Source organism: Pseudodesulfovibrio sediminis, from assembly GCF_020886695.1.
GTDB lineage: Bacteria > Desulfobacterota > Desulfovibrionia > Desulfovibrionales > Desulfovibrionaceae > Pseudodesulfovibrio > Pseudodesulfovibrio sediminis.
On the sequence record NZ_AP024485.1, the window covers coordinates 526,078 to 545,887 of the forward strand.

Sequence of the window (19,810 nt, forward strand, 5' to 3'; positions counted from 1 at the left end):
CATGAACAAGAGACCCCTCGGATTATTCTTTGCCCTGCTCGCTGTAATCATTTGGTCCGGCAATTTTGTCATCGCCAGCGGGATAGTTGACTCAATTCCACCCATAACGCTGGCAACGCTCAGATGGATAACGGCCGCTGTGGTCTTCCTGCCCTTTTCCATCAAGTCGATGTTAAGAGAAAGGAAAGCGTTGCGCGAGCACTGGTTCTCTCTGCTGGTTGCAGCCATAACAGGTGTGACCATGTTCAATACTCTGGTGTATGTGAGCGCACAGACAACAGACACCGTCAACATGGCACTGTTCGCCTCCACGACTCCGGTCTTTGTGGTTATTCTGGCAAGAATTTTTCTCGGCGAAACAATCACACTGTTTCGCTCCATCGGCCTGCTCATAGCCATAAGCGGCATGCTGACAATCGCCACACGAGGCCACCTGGACGTCCTGTTGAATCTTACATTTCGGATTGGAGACATCTGGATGCTCCTGGCCGGTTTCCTTTGGGCCGTGTACTCCATTCTGGTCAAGAAAAAGCCCAAGACTATCAGCCAGTATTCCTATCTTGGAACCGTATTTCTGGTTGGGGCCATACCACTCATACCAGCTGCAATCATCGAGCAGCCGTTCTATCCGGCATGGTCTTTAACGCCGGCGATAATTGGCGCGACCCTGTATATAGGTATCGGCGCGTCTCTGGTGGCCTTTTTCTTGTGGAATTATGCTGTCATGTATATTGGCCCCGGAACGTCATCGTTATTTCAATATTTTCTCCCTGTATTCAGCGGCATAGGATCCTACTTTCTTCTTGGACAACCCGTTACCGTTGCACATGGAGTGGGTTTCGTACTGATCTTCATGGGGGTTGTCATGGCAACTCGCCCCCGTTAACATGACGTATGATTTGATAAACTAGTTGCAAACAAAATCCATTTTACAATAGGCTCTCCTCATGAAACATTTCATTCTCATATTCATAGTGTGTACAGTTTCCCTTACTGGTCTTTTCGCCTGTAGCAGCAAAGCCCCTGACCTCGGTTACAAGGATGGCGTATTTGCAGCCTGCATGGAGAAAAATGATGATTGTATTTCCTCGCAATCACCCAATGAGGAATTCAGGATCGAACCATTTGCTGCGCAAGGCGAAACCGATATCGTCATGGTCGATCTGACCAGATCCATCGAATCCATCTTTGGGAGCAAAGTGATCGCTGTTGAAGGCAATTACCTGAGAGCGGAATTTCGGAGCACTATCATGCGCACCATGGATGATGCCGAATTCTATTATGACAAGGACGCCCACGTCATTCAAATCCACGCCATGTCGCGTGGTGATCTTTTCGATTTTGAGGGTAATCGTGAACGCCTGGAAGAATTGCGTCAGATCTTTTCGCAAATGCACTAACGGAAAGTACTCTATACTCAGGGAGCAATAGGCTGCACACTTGCTTCAGAGATACCCCATAGTCAAAAAAAAGACCGCATTCTTTGCGGTCTTTTTTTTTAAAAGCCAAATCAATCTATTTCGAGATCGCCTCAGTGGGGCATGTCTCAATGGCTTCATTGACACAATCCGCGTCAGAATCTTCTGCAATAACTAGAGCCTTCTCCCCATCCGCGTCCATTTCAAAAACGTCCGGGCACAGCTCCACACAGGACTCACACCCTATGCATTCATCCTGATCAACAACAATTACCATAATGCAACCTCCTGAATAACTTTATCTATATGTCGAAAAAACCAACAGTTACTTTTTTTATAGCCCGCTTAACAATTTAGTAGCAACACTTTTTATTCATATCACTCTTTGACACCATTACATATTGGCAGACACACGATAAAGCTGTAAAAAATCATTATGTTTGATACAATTAGCATCATCTCCATTGTTCTTCTCGCCGCATTCATCCAGGGTCTGACAGGTTTTGGGTTCGGCCTGATAGCGTTACCTCTTCTTGGTTTTTTCATAGATATAAAGACAAATGTCCCACTGATCGTCTTATTGGCCGTTTTCATCAGCATGACCCTCAGTTGGCAACTCCGTAGCCATATCCATGCAAAAACAATCGGCATACTCATGGCTGCCACCATTCCGGGAATTGTACTGGGAGTGTATGTTCTCAAACTACTTTCAGCTTCGACACTTTCTATAGGACTCGGCGTAATAATGGTGCTCTTCACAATCTACCAATTGCTCCTAAAACCAAAGACCAGAGAGCTAGGCCATACAGTGGCCTGTATTGCAGGATTTTCTTCAGGCGTTTTGGGTGGAAGCATCGGCGCTGGAGGTCCTCCCGTCATCATTTATTCGACCATTCAACCGTGGTCAAAAGACCGGTCAAAGGCCACCCTGGCAGCCTATTTTACCATCTCGGCCTGGGCTATCGTTGCTACACATGCATACACGGGCTTAATTACCAAAACAGTTCTGTACCATTTCATGACAACCTTTCCAGCACTAATCGGAGGCACACTGCTGGGTACCTTTGCCTATACACGCATCTCAGACCATGGATATCGAAATATTGCCTTGATACTCGTCCTTATTCTTGGAGGCATACTGATATACAGGAACATCCAATAATACGTAAATACTCCACCTGTTCTTCAGACAACTTCAGCTCTCAACTGTTTAACTTACGGTAATACATTTACATTTCTTGTATTTTTTATTCACGTATACTATCATTCGAAAAAAACAGATTCAGTGATATTGTATCCCTCTGACTCGGCGTAACGAGAATCATCAACCAGAAGAAATCCATATGCTTGCCTTCATAAAAAATGCTTTCAAAAAAGATCAGCTCATCCTTTTGGCATCCGGCCTTGCTGCCACTTTTTTCATAGCGCTGATCTATAACCAACACCCCCACTTTCTTCAGTTACTCAACCTCAAAATTTATGATCAATATTTAAAAGAATATCACCAACCTGTAGCAACCCATGTTCCTGTTATTATAGACATTGATGAGAAGAGTCTGGCAGAAATAGGACAATGGCCTTGGCCCCGCTATCAAGTAGCCAAACTCATGAAATACAGCCAGGCGTATGGGGCTGTTTCCGTTGCTTCTGATATCATTTTTTCCGAACCAGACAGGACATCTCCGATCACGGTTCAGGATTCTTTTAAAAAAGAATTAGGGCTCGACTTCAAATACTCAGGGCTTCCGGCAGCCTATCAGGACAATGACGTTTTACTTGGGGCCAATCTCAAAACCGGACCATTTGTACTCGGAATGAACTTTATACCCACGATTACAAGTGATTCCGTAAGGGCATTGAATCGTGGCTGTTTCGTGAAACCAGCCAAAATCGCAGTGCATTCTACCAAAGATGCCATATCCATGTATGACGCTCTACCAACGGCCGAAGCGGCAATCTGCCCTTTGCCCGTACTCGCAAAATCCGTCAAACACACTGGCTTCATTACAACATTTCCAGACCCTGACTCAGTCTACCGGAGAGTCCCCCTTCTCTATGTCTGGCACAGAAAACTCTACCCCAGTCTTGCCATGGCAGCTCTGATGCAAGCCACGGGCGTCGAGAATATTACTATCAGAATGCGGTCACAAGGAGTCGAATCCATTCGGTTCAACAAAACCATCATCCCTACGGACAAGAATGGTCGTATCCTCATCAACTACCGTGGCCCGACCGGAAAATTCGAATACTTCAGCGCCTCTGACATCCTGAAAAAAAGGCTGCCCATGGGGGCACTGCAAGGCAAGATAGCGTTTATCGGGACATCGGCCTCCGGCCTCAAGGATATGCGTGCCACTCCACTTGATCCGAGTTATCCTGGCGTGGAAGTCCACGCAACACTCATTGACAACATCCTTTCGCGCCAATTTCTGGTGCTCCCTGACTGGGCTACCGGCATGGAGTTTATGGGGTTGATACTAGCCGGAATCACAACAACGCTTCTTCTCATGTGGGCCAGAGCAACATGGATGATCGTCCCCTTGGTTGGCATGGCATTCGCCATGTTTGCCGGGTCGGCATATCTCTACAAGGAACAGGGGTACTTTATCTCCCCCCTCTACTCCTATCTCACCCTGGCAGTGAACTTCACGCTGCTGACACTGATTAAATTCTGGCGCGAGGAAAATGCCAAGAAATTCATTCATGGCGCATTCGCTCATTACCTTGCCCCCTCAGTTATCGGTCAAATCATGGATGACCCGGATTCACTGACATTGGAAGGTCAGGAAAAAGATATCACGATCCAATTCTCGGATGTCCGCAGCTTCACTTCGTTGTCCGAGAAGTTGTCTCCAACGCAGGTCACCAACCTCCTTCACGATTACCTGACCCCTATGACGCGAATCATCACGAACCATGACGGCACCCTGGATAAATTCATCGGCGATGCGGTCATGGCCTTCTGGAACGCGCCGCTCGATGTTGAAAATCATCAGGAATGTGCCTTGAATGCCGCCCTCGCCCAGCAGATAAAGCTTGAAGAGCTGAATGAACTATTTCTTCATAAGTACGGATTTACTATTGCAGTGGGTATCGGCATTCATTCAGGCCCGGTCAGGGTAGGCAACATGGGATCAGCGGACCTGTTCGACTACACCCTCATCGGTGACAATGTGAACCTTGCCTCAAGGTTGGAAGGTTTGACAAAATATTACGGTCAGAAACTGATAGTCAGTCAGACAATCAAAGACGCGTGCGGAGACAACTACTATTTTCGTATTTTGGATAATGTGCGCGTTAAGGGAAAGAAACTCCCTGTGACGATCTATACCGCCTACCCTCTGGAACAAGCCAAAAGCCGCATGGAAGAATTGGAATTATATGAAAAAGCGCATGCAGCATATCTCAACCAGAACTTCAATGAAGCCAAAGCTCTCTTTGTCGAGTTACAGCAAAAAAATGTCGAGCCCTTACTATACGATCTGTACATTGAACGTTGTGAGCTACTTATACAGAATCCGCCAGACAATGACTGGGACGGTGTTTTTGTCCACAAAACCAAATAACGATAAATTGAAAGACAGATATAACAATCTGAAAACCATTCCAAACAACATATAATTCTTTGACTCAAGTAAAGAAGAATAGACGCACAGACTTCCTTGCCTCTTTGAAGCATGCAAGAGATTAATTGGTGCCAGTTCTATATATCCGCAGTGAGTTAAGGCTTTTCTAAACTTTGTTTAGTAAACAACAGTTTCGTAAATTAAAACGACTGTTTCAGCTTAACCAACTGTAATTACTAGTCATACGTAAGCCCAAAAGATTTGCAAGAAGTGTGAAGAAGGGCTATTAAAATCAGCTTCAAACTGCACCTATAAATAGAGATTATATCACCGTGAGCATTAACGGAAACAAAGTTCTTATTGCAAACAGGGGCGAAATCGCCATCCGAATCATGGAGGCCTGCTCAGACCTTGGTCTGCCGTTCGTTGCCCTGTATACTGATGAAGATGCCCAGTCCGGGCATATTGATGTCGCCAAACGACTTGGTGGCGCCAAGTCCCTCTATAAAATTCACAACTATCTGGACGCAGGAGATATCCTGTCCGTGGCTGATGAATCAGAAGCCACCGCCATTCATCCGGGATACGGATTCTTTTCTGAAAACTATCGTTTTGCCCGGCGGGTGACAGAAAGAGACAGGGCCATGACCTTCATCGGCCCTTCCTGGGAGGTCATTCGCGATCTGGGTGACAAGATCAATACCAAACGACTCGCCAGAAGCCTCGGCGTTCCTACCGTCCCCGGCTCCGACAGAGCTATCTATGATGAATTGGAAGCTGAAGCCATTGCCCAGTCCCTCTTCGATTTCCAGGTCAAAATGGGGATCAATCGCCCCGTCGTTCTGGTCAAAGCCTCAGCTGGCGGCGGCGGCATGGGAATTGACGAGTGCGAAGACATGGCCCGCTTCCGGCAGACCTATCGCCGCATTCGCAATTACTCCCTGCGTACCTTCAATGATGAAGGCGTTCTCATCGAACAGCGAGTCTTCAATTTCAACCATCTGGAAGTTCAGATCGCATCCGACCGCACCGGCATTAACCCCGTGCATTTCGGTACCCGCAACTGTTCGGTTCAGAGCCCCGGCCTGCAAAAGCGTATCGAAGTGGCTCCCGGCTTCTGGCCTCAGGATCTCCAATACACTTTTGACGCCCAGAAATTGATGGACGACATTACCGGCTACTCTCTCTCTATCGCTCGTGAGATCAAATACGACAACGTTGGAACATGGGAGTGGATCGTCACTCCGAACGGCGAACCATTCCTCATGGAAGTCAATACTCGCATCCAAGTGGAAAATGGCGTGTCGGCCCGCATAGCCACGACCAAGGGCAACAGGGACGTCAATCTGATCCGCGAACAGATTCGTATCGGTCTGGGTGAAGACCTGGGCTACACTCAGGACAACGTAACCTTTGACGGTGTCGGTATCGAGTACAGACTCATTGCCGAAGATACCGAATCCGGTTTTACTCCGTGGGTAGGCAAGATCGAAGAACTCAAGTGGAAACAGCGTGACTGGATCTCCATGCATACGCATGTTCCCACAACACGAACCTATCAGATTCCCACTGAATACGATCCCAACCTGGCCCTGGCAATCATCTGGGGCAAAGATTTGAAGGAAGCCAAAGAACGCGGCCTCGAGTTTTTGAAGGATCTCAAACTCAACGGTTCCGATTCGAGCGGTGCGGGCATGAAATCAAACATCCCATTCCTCATCGAGAAAACCGAAAACCTGCTGCAATTCTAATATTATGAATATTGAAAAAAAAATGGAAGAGCTCCTGGCTCGGGTCAACTATGCTCGAGACATTCTGGGTAATAAGGCCCGTCCTGAACTGGACGCCTTTGCCAAGGAAATCAGTGAGTTCACAATAACGAACAAGGACCTTCCCGAGGATCAGGCCATCCGGGCAGTGAACTCGCTGGACAAGCGACTCACCACCATGGAATCAGCCATAGACGCACAACTTACGGCCATGGACAAGGTTCGCATTGTCCGTCACCCCCAACGTGCCTGCCTCAAGGACATTCTCGAGAATGTCTACGACAACTACACGGAAATCGGCGGTCAGGACGAACACTCCATTGACCCCGGCATGCTCATTGCGCGTGCATATATCACTCGTCATCGCGGCAAAAAGGTCATCCACCAGCCTGTCATGGTGGTCGGGCAGGAGAAAGGCCACGGCGAAGAGTTTCGTAACGGTGGTTCCATCAAGCCATGGGGAAACAGCAAGGCGCTGAAATACATGAAAGTCGCCGCGCTTGAACAGATTCCCATTCATGCCTATGTGAATACGCCGGGCTCCTATCCTGTCGAAGATTTTCCAGGAGCAGCCCAACAGATCGCAGAAAATATCTACGAGATGTCCGGCCTTGATGTGCCCATCATCGCCATTTTCTCTGAAGGCGGTTCCGGTGGTGCCGAAGCCATCGGCATGGCGGACAAACGACTGATGCTGTCCCACGGATACTATTCCGTTATTTCTCCTGAGGGAGCCGCGGCCATTGAAGGCCGTATTCGCGGCTCACAGCGCGCACCGACCGAGCTGATCGAGTCATGCGCCATGGCTCAAAAGATTACAGCCCAGGACAACCTGGCAAATGGCTATATCGATGAAATAATCGAAGAACCGCCATTAGGTGCCCGCGCAGATCACTTTGATTTCTACAAGCAGGTTAGAGAGCAGATCATTCGCGCCACAGATGAGGTCACACTCTCTGTTCGCGGCATCCGTCTCTTCCGCGCCATGGCCATACGCCATTTCAAAAAAAATACTGATGTCATCGTTCGCTGGTCTCTCAACGAAAAAGCCAGAGAACGCCTTGTTGCGCGCCGTTTCAAGAAGTACCGCAAGCTGGCTCAACATGCCTTCAAAGACAACCGTCCCGTTATGGAAAAGCTCTATGCCACCAGTTCCGGCATCGTCTCTTCCACAACCGGTCTCATTCTCTATGGACTGATCAAGCCTTTTAAACAGCGCATTGGTCGTATCATAGAGGAAGTCAGGGACGAAACGCATGTGATTACAGCCAAGATCAGCGGCTTTTTCGGCAACATGCTGAAAAGTGTCGGCATCACATCCAGTGATGAAAAACAAAAAGAGATGGAACTCACGGGGCTGTCTGAAGCTGAACCGATCGAAGTCGCCGTGCCGACCAATGGCGGGTATAAATCCCCTCAGGCGCTCATCGATCGTGAGATTTCCTGCCCCCACTCCCAAAAAAGAGGCTGTCTCGACATCTGGGCCAGAGACCTCTTTACTGATTTTGCCGGAGTTTGCCCGCATTGTGGATACAACTTTCCCATGGAATATCAGTGGTATCTTCATAATGTTTTTGATGAAGGCTCTGTCCGTGAATTCAATCACGACATCGCCTCCGGTAACCCGACAGGCTTTCCGAACTTCGAGGAACGCGTACAGGCCGCCAAGGATAAAACCGGGTTGCAATCCAGCTGCATGACCTTCAACGCCTCGCTTGAAGGTATTCGCCTGACCTGCGCCACCCTTATCGCCAACTTCAGAGGCGGTTCCGTGGGCGCAGCCGAGGGTGAAAAGTTCATCCGCGCACTGGAATTGGCCCAGACCAAACATCAGCCTTTCCTCGCGTACATCCATGGTACAGCCGGTATCCGTATTCAGGAAGGCGTAAACGGCCTGATCCAGATGCCTCGCGTCACCATGGCCGTGCGCAAATATATTGAGGAAGGTGGACTCTACATCGTCCTGTACGATACCAATTCCTATGCTGGCCCGGTTGCATCCTTCCTTGGCTGCTCCCCCTACCAGTATGCAGTTCGCTCCTCCAGACTGGGTTTTGCCGGCCCTGGCGTCATTAAAGAGACGACCGGCATCGAGATACCCCCGGATTACCACAACTCCTTCAAAGCCCTTTCCAGAGGGCATATTCAAGGCGTGTGGAGCCGCAAGGATATCCGCAAGAACCTGCACCAGTCTTTCCTGACTATTGGTGGCAGAAACCTCTACTACCGTTAGAAGATATATAAATGCACTTATCAAGGGCAGTTCCTACCAGGAACTGCCCTTTTTTTTGCCACCAAAGATTTTCACCGCTGTCACAGCACAGTAACAATTCTTCAGTCACAAAATGTAAAAGGATACATCTACAAGAGCAATGGGTATAAAAATCATCGACATACGGCTACACACCAATGTTAAAAAACACAGAGGATGCCCATGCCACTACGACTATTCAAGCAAAAAATAGAGCAAGAAGAGCCTTATATGCACCAGGAACTCCCTAAACACCTTCATGCGCAATTTCGTGTGGGAACAACGCTAACGCAAACCCTGGTACTTATCACTATTCGGGACTACTACACTCTTCGCGAAATGTACGGGCAAAGTTTTGTTGACCTGTTGGAAAAAGAACTGAAGCAGTCACTGACGCAAACAGCAGCTAAAAACAGGACAAAACAGACACACATTCAACACGTTGGTCCTGGCATAACAGCGTTCCTCGTTCCCCAGGACAATAACCCGGCAGACACGGCATACGAATACAAGATTCAGGCGCAAAATGACATGGAACGGACCATGCTTCGCCATACTGGGCTCGGCATAGACCTCGGTATGGGGTTTGCTCTGATCCCCCATACCAAAACAGACAGTTTTGACACACTCATCGTTCATGCTCTGCAAGAAGCACGGCGCATGGAAAGCCGCCCGCTCAACATGAACGAACTCTCCATCACAAGCCGTTTTAACACCATCCTTACGCAGGGATGGGTCACAGCTCATTATCAGCCCATACTGGATTTTCGTTCTGATACGATTCTTGGGTGGGAGGCGCTGGCACGGGGCCCCGAGGGATCGTCCTTCCGTTCGCCTGTCATGCTCTTTGAAACAGCCGAAGAACTGGGCCGTCTTTTTGCGTTGGAGAAGCTCTGTAGAGAAGCCGCCATTTCCAATGTCGGGAAACTTACAGAGGGCCAGAAGCTCTTTTTGAACATCCACCCCAAAACCATGGGGGATCCGTCTTTCACCCCCGGCAACACCATGCGACTGATGGAACAGGCAAACCTGACTCCAGACAACATCGTCTTTGAAATCACGGAACAACACAGTGTCCAGGACTTCGACCTTTTCTATCGGACTCTTGAGCATTATCGAAGCCAGGGATTTCAAATTGCTGTTGACGATGCGGGCGCGGGGTATGCGGGGCTGGCACTCATAGCGGAACTGCAGCCCGACTACATCAAGATTGATAAATCACTGATTATTGATATCCACAAGGACCCGGTCAAACGGGCATTGGTTGAAACCACAGCCACTTTTGCCGACAAAATAGGTTCTCGTATCATAGGAGAAGGCATCGAGTGCAAGGACCAGGCGCTCTGTCTCAAGGATATCGGAGTCCACTGCGGACAAGGATTTTTCCTTGCAAAACCAGCAGCTCCGAAACCGTCCGTCAGCCCGGACTGCCTCGACCTCAGACCTATCAGTGATTTTTCAAATGCCATCACCTGTTCACAGCCAGTAGGTGAAATCGCACAGGCTCCGCATGCTGTTGAGCCGGACTTCCTTGTCTCACAAGCCCAAAACTTCTTCAAAAAGAACAACACATTCAGCAACATCGTTGTTACTCAGAAGAACCTTCCCAAAGGGCTGATCATGGAATACCAGCTCAACCGACAGCTCTCATCCCAATATGGCATCGCCCTTTATCACAAGCGTTCAGTGGAATCGATCATGGATGACAACCCGCTTGTGGTGGATTTCGATACGCCGGTTGAGCAGGCTGCGCACACAGCCATGAAACGAGAACCATTCAAGGCATACGACGATATCATCGTGACCAGAAAAGGTCTGCTCTACGGTGTGGTTACTGTCCAATGTCTGCTGAATGCCCTGGCGAAAATCCAGGTGGAAATGGCCAAGGGAACCAACCCTCTCACCGGCCTACCAGGCAACGTGGCCATTGAGCAGGAAGTGGAAAACCGCATCAAACAACACAAATCTTTCAGTATTATTTATGGCGATCTGGACCATTTCAAGGTGTTCAACGACACCTATGGATTCAAGAATGGCGATCGTATCATCAAACTGGCGGCCGATATCATGAGCTGGGCAACACGCAAACATGCCCCGAAGGAGGCCCGTCTCTGCCATATCGGCGGGGATGATTTCGTCCTCATCACCACGGCCGATTCAGTCCCCAAGATTTGCAAATCCATCGCTCGATGTTTCGGACGATTGGTCAACAACTGCTATTGTGCGGAGGATCGAGAACGAGGATGGATAAAGGCCAAGGGACGAGATGGCAAGGAACGAAATTATCCGCTTGTGACCATTTCACTCGGTGTCATTGAAATCTTCGGCAAATGCTCACTTATGGAGATCGGCGAACGAGCGGCTCACATCAAGAAATACGCAAAATCCATCCCCGGCAACTCCGTTGCCATCGACCGGAGACCGGCCGTTGGCAGCGAAGAGCTTATTCAATCAAAAAACAAACGTCCCTGATCAATGGGGGCAGACCTATCTGGTCAGTTTGCGGAACTTGAGCTTGTGGGGCTGATCAGCATCCGAACCCAACCGTTTTTTCCTGTCTGCATCATAGTCATTGAAGTTGCCCTCGACCATGACCACCTTGGAATCGCCTTCAAAAGCAATTATGTGGGTGGCGATACGATCAAGGAACCAACGATCATGGCTGATAACCAGCACACACCCTGCGAAGTTTTCCAGACCATCCTCAAGGGCGCGCATGGTATTCACATCAAGGTCATTGGTCGGTTCATCAAGAAGCAGGACGTTGGCACCGGATTTGAGCATCTGGGCCATATGCACACGGTTCCGCTCACCACCGGAAAGGACATCCACTTTCTTCTGCTGATCCTGACCTGCAAAATTGAACCGAGAGCAGTAAGCGCGAGCATTGACTTCACGTTCACCCAGCTTCACGAATTCATTTCCGCCACTGATAATTTCGTATACGGTTTTGCCCGGCGTCAGCGACCCTCTGTTCTGATCGGCGTAAGCAAGCTCTACGGTAGCTCCCACTGTCATGGTGCCAGAATCCGGCTGTTCGTCGCCGACAATCATCTTGCACAGCGTGGACTTACCCGCTCCGTTGGGGCCGATAATACCGACGATAGCATTGGGGGGAATGATGAAATTCACATCTTCCATAAGCAACTTGTCACCCATGGATTTGGTGACATTCTCTGCGACAATGACCTGCTTGCCAAGATGCGGTCCCGGCGGAATGTAAATCTGCAGGTCATCGGCAAATTGCGCGCTCTCATGGCTGACCATGGATTCATAGGCGTTGATACGGGCCTTGCTTTTTGCACGACGTCCTTTGGGGGACATACGAATCCATTCCAATTCACGCTGCAACGTCTTCTGACGATCCGCTTCCTGCTTGCCTTCCTTCGCAAGGCGATTCTGTTTTTGATCCAGCCAGGAAGAGTAATTGCCCTTCCAGGGGATCCCGCGCCCACGATCAAGCTCCAGAATCCAACCAGCCACATTATCAAGAAAGTATCTGTCATGGGTAACGGCGATAACCGTGCCGGGGAATGAAGACAGGAACCGTTCCAGCCAAGCCACGGAGTCCGCATCAAGATGGTTGGTCGGTTCGTCCAGCAACAGAATGTCCGGAGACTGCAACAACAGACGGCATAAAGCGACACGGCGTCTTTCACCACCGGAGATCACGGAAACTTTGGTATCACCGGGAGGACAACGCAGGGAATCCATGGCCATTTCAAGCTTGGAATCAATATCCCAGGCTCCCTTGGCATCCATCTGCTCCTGCACCTTGCCCTGACGCTCGATGAGCGCATCCATTTCGTCCGCTTCCATGGGTTCGGCAAACTTCTCGTTGATGGCATTGTATTCACGGATAATATCCATGATTTCCCCAACACCTTCTTCGACCACCTCGCGCACGGTGCGATTATCGTCGACCAATGGTTCCTGTTCGAGGTACCCGATGGAAAACCCATCCTTGACCTGAATTTCACCCTCGAATTCCGTGTCCACGCCTGCCAGAATTCTGAGCAAAGAGGATTTACCCGATCCGTTGAGACCGAGAACACCAATCTTGGCGCCATAAAAATAGGAAAGCGAAACGTTCTTCAGCACTTCCCGCTGTCCGTGACGCTTGGTCACCTTGTACATAGAATAGATTATCTTTTCAGACTCGACGCTCATACATACCTCACAGCCGTGTTTATCCGCCCTACTTTAAAGATAGGACTGCAACACCGCTTTCAAATCGTTATTGTCATATTCATGGACGGCCAATTTCTCACCAAGGACAAATGGGAACCGATCATTCTCGTACAGCACACCAAGGGGAATGCTTTCACCAAATTCTTCACTTTTCGCCATAGCCGCCAGCCAGTTCTGCGGATCGTGATCTTTCAAAAAATACGTTCGTTCCTGATACCAGGAAAACGTGTTCACCTTGTTGAAGGAAACACAGGGCTGCAAAATATCAACCATGGAAAACCCCTTGTGATTCACCGCTTCCTTGATAACGGAAACAAGGTGTTCAGGCTCACCGGAAAAAGCCCGAGCAACAAAACCCGCTTTCATGGAAACCGCAGTGGCCACGGGATTGAACGCTTCGGAGCGGGAACCATCAGGCTGGGCCTTTGTCACCTGTCCGCGCGCCGTTGTAGGGCTGGCCTGTCCTTTGGTCAACCCGTAAATCTGGTTGTTATGCACCAACAGTGTGATATCGAGATTACGTCTGATAGCGGCCAGAAAGTGATTGCCGCCCTCTCCGTAGCTGCATCCGTCACCAGAAACGCACACAACAGTCATTTCAGGGTTCGCAATCTTCATTCCCTGTGCCATGGGCAATGACCTTCCATGCAATCCGTTGAACATGTGGCAGTTCATATAATGCGGCATCTTCGCCGCCTGACCAATACCCGATGAAACCATGAGTTCATGCGGTGGAATATCCAACTCCGTCAATGCCGTTTTCAAACTCTTGACGATGGAAAAGTTACCACAACCAGGGCACCATGAGGTCTCGAATTCGCCATATTCTTCGATGGAAACCATAATTATCTCCCTGATCTAAATGATATTTTCCAGGCCACGCAAGACATACTCCGACGTCATCGGACGACCATCAAATCGCAGGATGTACTCCCGCACCATAAACCCGGTCTCCTGAGCCACGAGCCGTGCAAACTGACCGGTGGCATTTCCTTCCACCGCAACTACTGTTCCCGCTTCTTCGAGGAAGTCCATGAACTGTTCTTCCAGAAGAGGAAAGAGCTGCTTGAAGTGCAGCACGGCAATGGATTTTTCAAAGGAGGCCGCTTCCATGGCATCCAAACACGCGCCAAGAGAAGAGCCCCAGCACAAGAGCAGGATATCAGCCCCCTCTTCACCATAATAATCAGGGTCAATGACCTCATCCTCAAGGCCGAACTGTTTGCTCAATCGTTTGGAATTCTGCAACACTCGATTGAGGCCGTCCTCGGTGATGGTGGAATCTTCGGCATGTTCATGCGAATCCGCCCGCACAAGAGCCTTGGAAAACCCAGGAACCAAACGCGGAGAAATACCGTCGTCAGTCAGCGCGTACCGCTTATACGTCTTCTCGTCGGCCTCCAGCATGGGCCGGGCGGTCTTGGGCATGGCATCGATATCAAAGGGTTCCACCGCGCGATATGAATCGGAAAGATATTGGTCAGAAAGAATGAAAACCGGGGTCTGGTATGTTTCAGCCAGATCAAAAGCCCGGTGAGTGAGATAAAAACACTCCACCGGATCAGCCGGAGCGAACACGGCGCGTGGGAACTCTCCATGACCGGCATTCAACACAAGATTCAGGTCGCCCTGCTCGGTACGTGTCGCCATCCCGGTGGCAGGACCGGGACGCTGCACCACGGCACAGACAAGTGGCGTTTCGGAAACACCGGCCAAGCTAACGCCTTCAACCATCAGCGAAAACCCACCGCCCGATGTGGTCACCATGGCGCGTGCGCCGGCAAAGGATGCGCCCAGTCCCATGTTTACAGCAGCAATTTCATCTTCCACCTGCTCATATTGAAGCCCCAGCGGTGCACCCTTCTGAATGAGAGTAAGTGCAACTGTGGTTGCCGGAGTCATGGGGTAAAACGACACGAAATTGCATCCGGCGGCCAAAGCCCCCATTGCGATCGCCTCGTTGCCGTTCATCATCATCCGTGCTGGCACATTCTCATGAGGAGGTGCGATACACGAAAAATCATACGTCTGAGCTGCAACCCATGCATAGGATTTGCGCAAAACCTCAATGTTGGCTTGAACAATTTCTTCCCCTTTTTTGGCAAAGGTCTCAGAAAGCAACTGTTCCAGAATCGAAAGATCATGACAGATCAAAGCACCAAGGATACCAAGGGCGACGACATTGTAAAAGAGCGGTTTTGGAGCCAGCTCTTTGAACGGAATACGCAACGCATTGAAATCAGAGGTCTCAATATCATCGCCCGCTACGACAATGCCCCCCGGGGTCAGCATATCCTTGTGTAGTTCAAGGCTCTCCTTGTTGAGCGCAACCAGAATATCCATTGATTCGACCGGGCCGAACAAGGGCTCTGTGCCCACGCGAATGGCATAGGTGTTATGCCCGCCCCGCACTCGAGACATATACTTCTGGTTGACCAACAGGTGGTAACCTGAACGGGTAACGCCTTTGGAGAGAAGGCGTCCGATCGTCGCCAATCCCTGACCTGCGGCCCCGCCAATAACAATATTCATACTTGAATCTGACATGCAAACCCCTTTGTTGCCGACAAGAAAAAGCCGGAGAGGGAATCCTCTCCGGCCAGATGAATGAATGTGTTAAGCGTCTGTCGGAGGAGTGAACACGCGGGTGCCAAGGTCTCGGTCCAGCATGAACATGCCACCGCCATCGCCAAGCATTTTCAATTTGCCGACGATATCGCCAACGGTATCTTCCTCTTCAACCTGCTCTCCAATGAACCATTGCAAAAAGATGCCGACAGCATGATTCTTCTCTTCCACGGCGAGATCGGCCAAAGCATTGATACGGGCGGTTACACCCTGCTCATGAGCCAGCGCCTCTTCGAATGCAGCCAGAGGTGTTTCCCAGATATAATCAGGTGCATCGATCTGACCGATCTTTGCATGACCGCCAGCTTCATTGATGTAGGCGAAGAACTTCATGGCATGGAACATCTCTTCCTGATACTGCGCATTCATCCATGCGCTGAAACCGCCAAGGCCTTCCTGTGCAAAGTGAGAGCACATGGACAGATAAATATGTGCCGAAAAAATTTCCCAATTCATCTGCTCATTGAGTGCAGCTTCCATCTTTTCACTAAGCATAATCGCGACTCTCCCTATGGGTTGATGTTTTGTTACAGTAAATATTCTGCATACTCTCTCGGAATATGGTCAGCTTAAATGATAATCATCATAAAACTCATGACTAGACGCAATGCATCATTTTTTCATTTCATTTGCAAGAATTTGCGACGACGAATGTGCTCAAAGCTCCTGTTTCAGGAAGCACTATTTGAGTCTGTTCTCATCAAAGATGGCTTGAAGCCGATAAGCCAGATGCGTATTGCGCTTTCCTGCCGTGGCATTGTTCAAGCCAATCTTGAAGGCTCGCTCCGAACCTATCAGAACAGCCAGCTCACGAGCACGAGTCAACCCGGTATAGATCAGGTTGCGCTGCAAGAGAAGGAAATGCTGGGTGACCACAGGCATGACCACAGCCTTGTATTCACTGCCCTGTGATTTATGGACACTGACGGCATAGGCCAAACCAAGTTCATCCAGATCACTGGATTCAAAATGCACGTGGTTCCCGTCAAACTCGACAAACAACTCATGATCCTCTGTGTCCACTTCGACAATCCAGCCGAGGTCTCCGTTGAACACCTCCTTGTCATAATTGTTCTTGAGTTGAATGACGCGATCACCTTCTCTGAATGTGGCAAATTTACGTTTAACTTCACGCACTCCGGGGCCGGGCGGATTGAGCCGTGCCTGGAGCGCCACATTCAATGCCTGCGTACCGACATCACCCTTGTGCATGGGGGTCAGTACCTGGATATCCCTCAGGGGATCAAGGTTATACCGTTGCGGTATGCGCTCGCAGACGGAGTCTAGAATGAGCTTCTGAACCTTGATCGAGTCTTCCTGCGGTATCCAGAAAAAATCGGCCTCCGGTGCCTGGCAGGGATGTTGACGAGGAAATTGACCTGAATTCACACGGTGCGCGTTCACGACAATAAAGCTTTCCTGCGCCTGACGAAAAATATGTGTCAGGACCGCGCACGGAATTTTGTGTGAATTTATGAGATCCCCAAGCACGTTACCCGGCCCCACACTCGGCAACTGGTTGACATCCCCTACCAGAATCAAACGACAGGTATGCGGCAATGCGCGCAAAATAGCGACAAACAGCTGGGCATCAACCATGCTGGCCTCGTCCACTACCAGCACGTCAGCCTTGAGTTTCTGGTCTTCACAATAGTGAAATCCGCCATCGGGTTGGTATTGCAACAGGCGGTGCACGGTCTTTGCCGGATGCCCGGTAGCCTCGGTCATGCGTTTTGCGGCTCGCCCCGTGGGTGCAGCCTGTTTGATCTGAAGCCCCAACTCCTTGAGAGTCAGCATGATCGCCTTGGTAATTGTGGTCTTACCCGTCCCAGGACCACCGGTTATGATGAAGACCTTGTTAGAGCACGCCTCGAACACGGCTTCACGCTGTTCGTCAGACAGCACAAACCCGAGTTTTTCTTCCACTCGTGGCAATGTCTTGTCGATTTTTTTTCGACTGATGGGGGTGGGATGGCTGACCAATTGGTAAAGTCGTTGAGTGGTCTCGTTCTCGAAATGAAAAAAATATATCAGATAAACAGCTTCGGAGATACCTTGCGCAGACAAATCCTCGATGCGAATACGTTTTTTTTCTTCCAATCCGTAGAGAGCGAGCTCAAGCTTGTCGAAATCAGACGTGTCGAGCATACGGGCCACATCTTCCAACAGCTTGGGCTTAGAAATAAACAGGTGCCCGCTCCGTTCGCACCCAGTGAGCAACGTGTAGGCCAGCGCCGCTTCCAGACGCTGTGCGCAGTCTGGGGCAAACCCGAGCTTCATGGCCATCTGATCAGCGGTCTTGAACCCTACTCCCCTGATTTCATAGGCGAGATCGTAGGGATTCTCCCGCAATTTGCTTTCAGCCTGCGCCCCGTACAAATGAAATATCTTTCCGGCAAACGTCGTGGCGACATTATGGGTCTGAAGAAAGACCAGCAGATTTTTTATCTCCCGCTGGCGCCCCCATGATTCAATTATCTCTTTCAGCTTCTTCTTTGAGATACCACGAATTTTGAGCAGCTGTTCCGGGTCATCATCCAGAATATCCAGCACCTCAACACCAAACTCCTCCACGATGACAGCAGCGGTCTTTTCCCCGACGCCCTTGATTGAGGATTGAAGAAACTTGATGACCCCGTTTTCCGTGGCAGGACGGGACTGTTCAAAGGTCGCAACTTCAAACTGTCGACCAAATTTGGCATGAGTGACCCATTTGCCGTTGAGATCAAGTGTCGCCCCGGCTGAAAGTTCGCCCAGAATACCCACGATCGTGGTTTGTCCGGGTTCATCCTTCACCTTGACACGAGCAATGGCGTAGCCATTCTCCTTGTTGTGATAGACAACATTCTGGACTTCCGCGCCCTGTAGGTAGAGGAGTTGATTGTCACTCATAAGTGGACTTTGAACCTAAACCTTTTGCCGGTGAACCAGGGACTGCTTGAGCGTTTCCTTGTCCATAAACTTGACTTCCGCACCGATAGGAATCCCCTGAGCCAGACGGCTTACCGACACTTCGGAAAACTCGTTCGCCACCATATTCTTTATATAAGAAGCCGTGGCTTCCGCATCGAGAGTTGCTCCCAATGCCAGGATCATCTCGGAAATCTCGCCTGAAGACAGACGACGTCTCAAACGTTCAATCTCCAGATGTCCCGGGTCAACGCCATCAAGCGGGGACAATAAGCCACCAAGGACAAGGTACTTGCCACGATAGATGCCCATTTCTTCCATGGCCAACAGCGCATCCCACTCCGGGACCAGACAGAGCTGATCCGTATCGCGGGAAGGATCACTGCAAATGGCACAAGGGCTGGACTCGGCCAGGCAGGCGCAGTCCTCGCACAGGCAGAGCCGTTCACGAAGATCGATGATAGACTGCCCCACGCCCCCAGCCCGTTCACGAGGCATCTTGAGCAATGTCAACGCGATGCGAAGAGCGGACTTGGGGCCGATACCCGGCAGACTGGAAAGTTGGTCGACCACTTCTCGAAGTGGTGCAGGGAGATTTTGCAACAAGACTCCTCAGGTTCAGTCAATTACACTACAATGAATATCCACATATTCATCGACATGATAAACGAAGCAATCAAAACCTCGGTGCTGATTTTCTGCACACAGGTTTGATTGCTTCGAAATAATTCGGCGAGGCTGGTCGGTAATGACCGTCTCTAGAACATGCCGGGAATGGACATGCCGCCGGTCACACCTTTCATGGCTTCTTCCATCATGTCCTTGGATTTCTTGAGCGCCTCATTGGTGGCGGTCATGATCAGATCCTGGAGCATTTCCACATCACCTGCTTCCATGACGGATGCTTCAATGACCACATCGACCACTTCCTGCTGACCGGTAACCTTGACGGTGACCATGCCGCCACCACTGGACGCCTCAACGGTCTGTTCCTTGAGTGCATCCTGCGCTTCGGTCATTTTACGCTGCATGATCTGGGCCTGACGGACCATTTCGTTCATACCTTTCATTATACTT

15 protein-coding genes are annotated in these 19,810 nt (G+C 49.9%); 7 read left to right on the forward strand and 8 right to left on the reverse strand.

The genetic code is table 11. The annotated features are described in order from the left end of the window. The first annotated feature begins 1 nt into the window (after nucleotide 1). Together SRBAKS_RS02600 and SRBAKS_RS02605 are read left to right on the forward strand one after the other, a co-directional pair. Nucleotides 2–886, forward strand: coding sequence for a DMT family transporter (locus SRBAKS_RS02600; protein ID WP_229593325.1), 885 nt, complete (start codon nucleotides 2–4; stop codon nucleotides 884–886). 61 nt (nucleotides 887–947) lie between these two features. Further along, nucleotides 948–1,400, forward strand: coding sequence for a DUF1499 domain-containing protein (locus tag SRBAKS_RS02605; RefSeq protein ID WP_229593328.1), 453 nt, complete (start codon nucleotides 948–950; stop codon nucleotides 1,398–1,400). A gap of 115 nt (nucleotides 1,401–1,515) precedes the next feature. Here the strand turns inward: SRBAKS_RS02605 and SRBAKS_RS02610 are convergent, their stop codons facing one another. Next, the gene (locus SRBAKS_RS02610) at nucleotides 1,516–1,695 is read right to left on the reverse strand and encodes a ferredoxin (RefSeq protein WP_229593331.1); all 180 of its coding nucleotides are present in this window, start codon (nucleotides 1,693–1,695) and stop codon (nucleotides 1,516–1,518) included. A 159-nt stretch (nucleotides 1,696–1,854) separates the two neighbouring features. On the opposite strand from SRBAKS_RS02610, the gene SRBAKS_RS02615 reads away from it, so the two are divergent. The 5 genes from SRBAKS_RS02615 to SRBAKS_RS02635 all read left to right on the forward strand — a co-directional run bounded on the left by SRBAKS_RS02615 (nucleotide 1,855) and on the right by SRBAKS_RS02635 (nucleotide 11,476). Continuing rightward, on the forward strand, nucleotides 1,855–2,580 hold the full coding sequence (locus SRBAKS_RS02615; RefSeq protein ID WP_229593334.1) for a sulfite exporter TauE/SafE family protein: 726 nt from the start codon (nucleotides 1,855–1,857) through the stop codon (nucleotides 2,578–2,580). A 181-nt stretch (nucleotides 2,581–2,761) separates the two neighbouring features. Beyond that, nucleotides 2,762–4,984, forward strand: a complete 2,223-nt coding sequence (locus SRBAKS_RS02620; protein WP_229593336.1) for a CHASE2 domain-containing protein — start codon at nucleotides 2,762–2,764, stop codon at nucleotides 4,982–4,984. Between the two features lie 332 nt (nucleotides 4,985–5,316). Beyond that, nucleotides 5,317–6,735 (forward strand): biotin carboxylase N-terminal domain-containing protein, encoded by a 1,419-nt coding sequence (locus SRBAKS_RS02625; protein ID WP_229593338.1) that lies wholly within the window; start codon nucleotides 5,317–5,319, stop codon nucleotides 6,733–6,735. A gap of 4 nt (nucleotides 6,736–6,739) precedes the next feature. After that, nucleotides 6,740–8,986 (forward strand): carboxyl transferase domain-containing protein, encoded by a 2,247-nt coding sequence (locus SRBAKS_RS02630; RefSeq protein WP_229593340.1) that lies wholly within the window; start codon nucleotides 6,740–6,742, stop codon nucleotides 8,984–8,986. Nucleotides 8,987–9,235: 249 nt separating this feature from the next. Then, nucleotides 9,236–11,476, forward strand: coding sequence for a GGDEF domain-containing protein (locus SRBAKS_RS02635; RefSeq protein ID WP_229593342.1), 2,241 nt, complete (start codon nucleotides 9,236–9,238; stop codon nucleotides 11,474–11,476). 15 nt (nucleotides 11,477–11,491) lie between these two features. On the opposite strand, the gene ettA is transcribed toward SRBAKS_RS02635, so the two are convergent. The 7 genes from ettA to SRBAKS_RS02670 form a co-directional block, all read right to left on the reverse strand. Continuing rightward, complete coding sequence (ettA, locus tag SRBAKS_RS02640) at nucleotides 11,492–13,174, reverse strand: energy-dependent translational throttle protein EttA (protein WP_229593344.1); 1,683 nt, start codon at nucleotides 13,172–13,174, stop codon at nucleotides 11,492–11,494. 33 nt (nucleotides 13,175–13,207) lie between these two features. Next, a complete protein-coding gene (locus tag SRBAKS_RS02645; RefSeq protein ID WP_229593346.1) occupies nucleotides 13,208–14,038 on the reverse strand; it encodes a 2-oxoacid:ferredoxin oxidoreductase subunit beta in 831 nt (276 codons plus the stop codon). Nucleotides 14,039–14,053: 15 nt separating this feature from the next. Then, nucleotides 14,054–15,742, reverse strand: a complete 1,689-nt coding sequence (locus SRBAKS_RS02650; RefSeq protein ID WP_229593348.1) for a 2-oxoacid:acceptor oxidoreductase subunit alpha — start codon at nucleotides 15,740–15,742, stop codon at nucleotides 14,054–14,056. A gap of 69 nt (nucleotides 15,743–15,811) precedes the next feature. Further along, nucleotides 15,812–16,318, reverse strand: coding sequence for a ferritin (locus SRBAKS_RS02655; RefSeq protein WP_229593350.1), 507 nt, complete (start codon nucleotides 16,316–16,318; stop codon nucleotides 15,812–15,814). 186 nt (nucleotides 16,319–16,504) lie between these two features. After that, the gene (gene recD2 / locus SRBAKS_RS02660; protein ID WP_229593353.1) at nucleotides 16,505–18,715 is read right to left on the reverse strand and encodes an SF1B family DNA helicase RecD2; all 2,211 of its coding nucleotides are present in this window, start codon (nucleotides 18,713–18,715) and stop codon (nucleotides 16,505–16,507) included. Nucleotides 18,716–18,730: 15 nt separating this feature from the next. Continuing rightward, nucleotides 18,731–19,336, reverse strand: coding sequence for a recombination mediator RecR (recR, locus tag SRBAKS_RS02665; RefSeq protein ID WP_229593355.1), 606 nt, complete (start codon nucleotides 19,334–19,336; stop codon nucleotides 18,731–18,733). Between the two features lie 155 nt (nucleotides 19,337–19,491). Beyond that, nucleotides 19,492–19,803, reverse strand: a complete 312-nt coding sequence (locus SRBAKS_RS02670; protein WP_229593358.1) for a YbaB/EbfC family nucleoid-associated protein — start codon at nucleotides 19,801–19,803, stop codon at nucleotides 19,492–19,494. Nucleotides 19,804–19,810 lie beyond the last annotated feature (7 nt).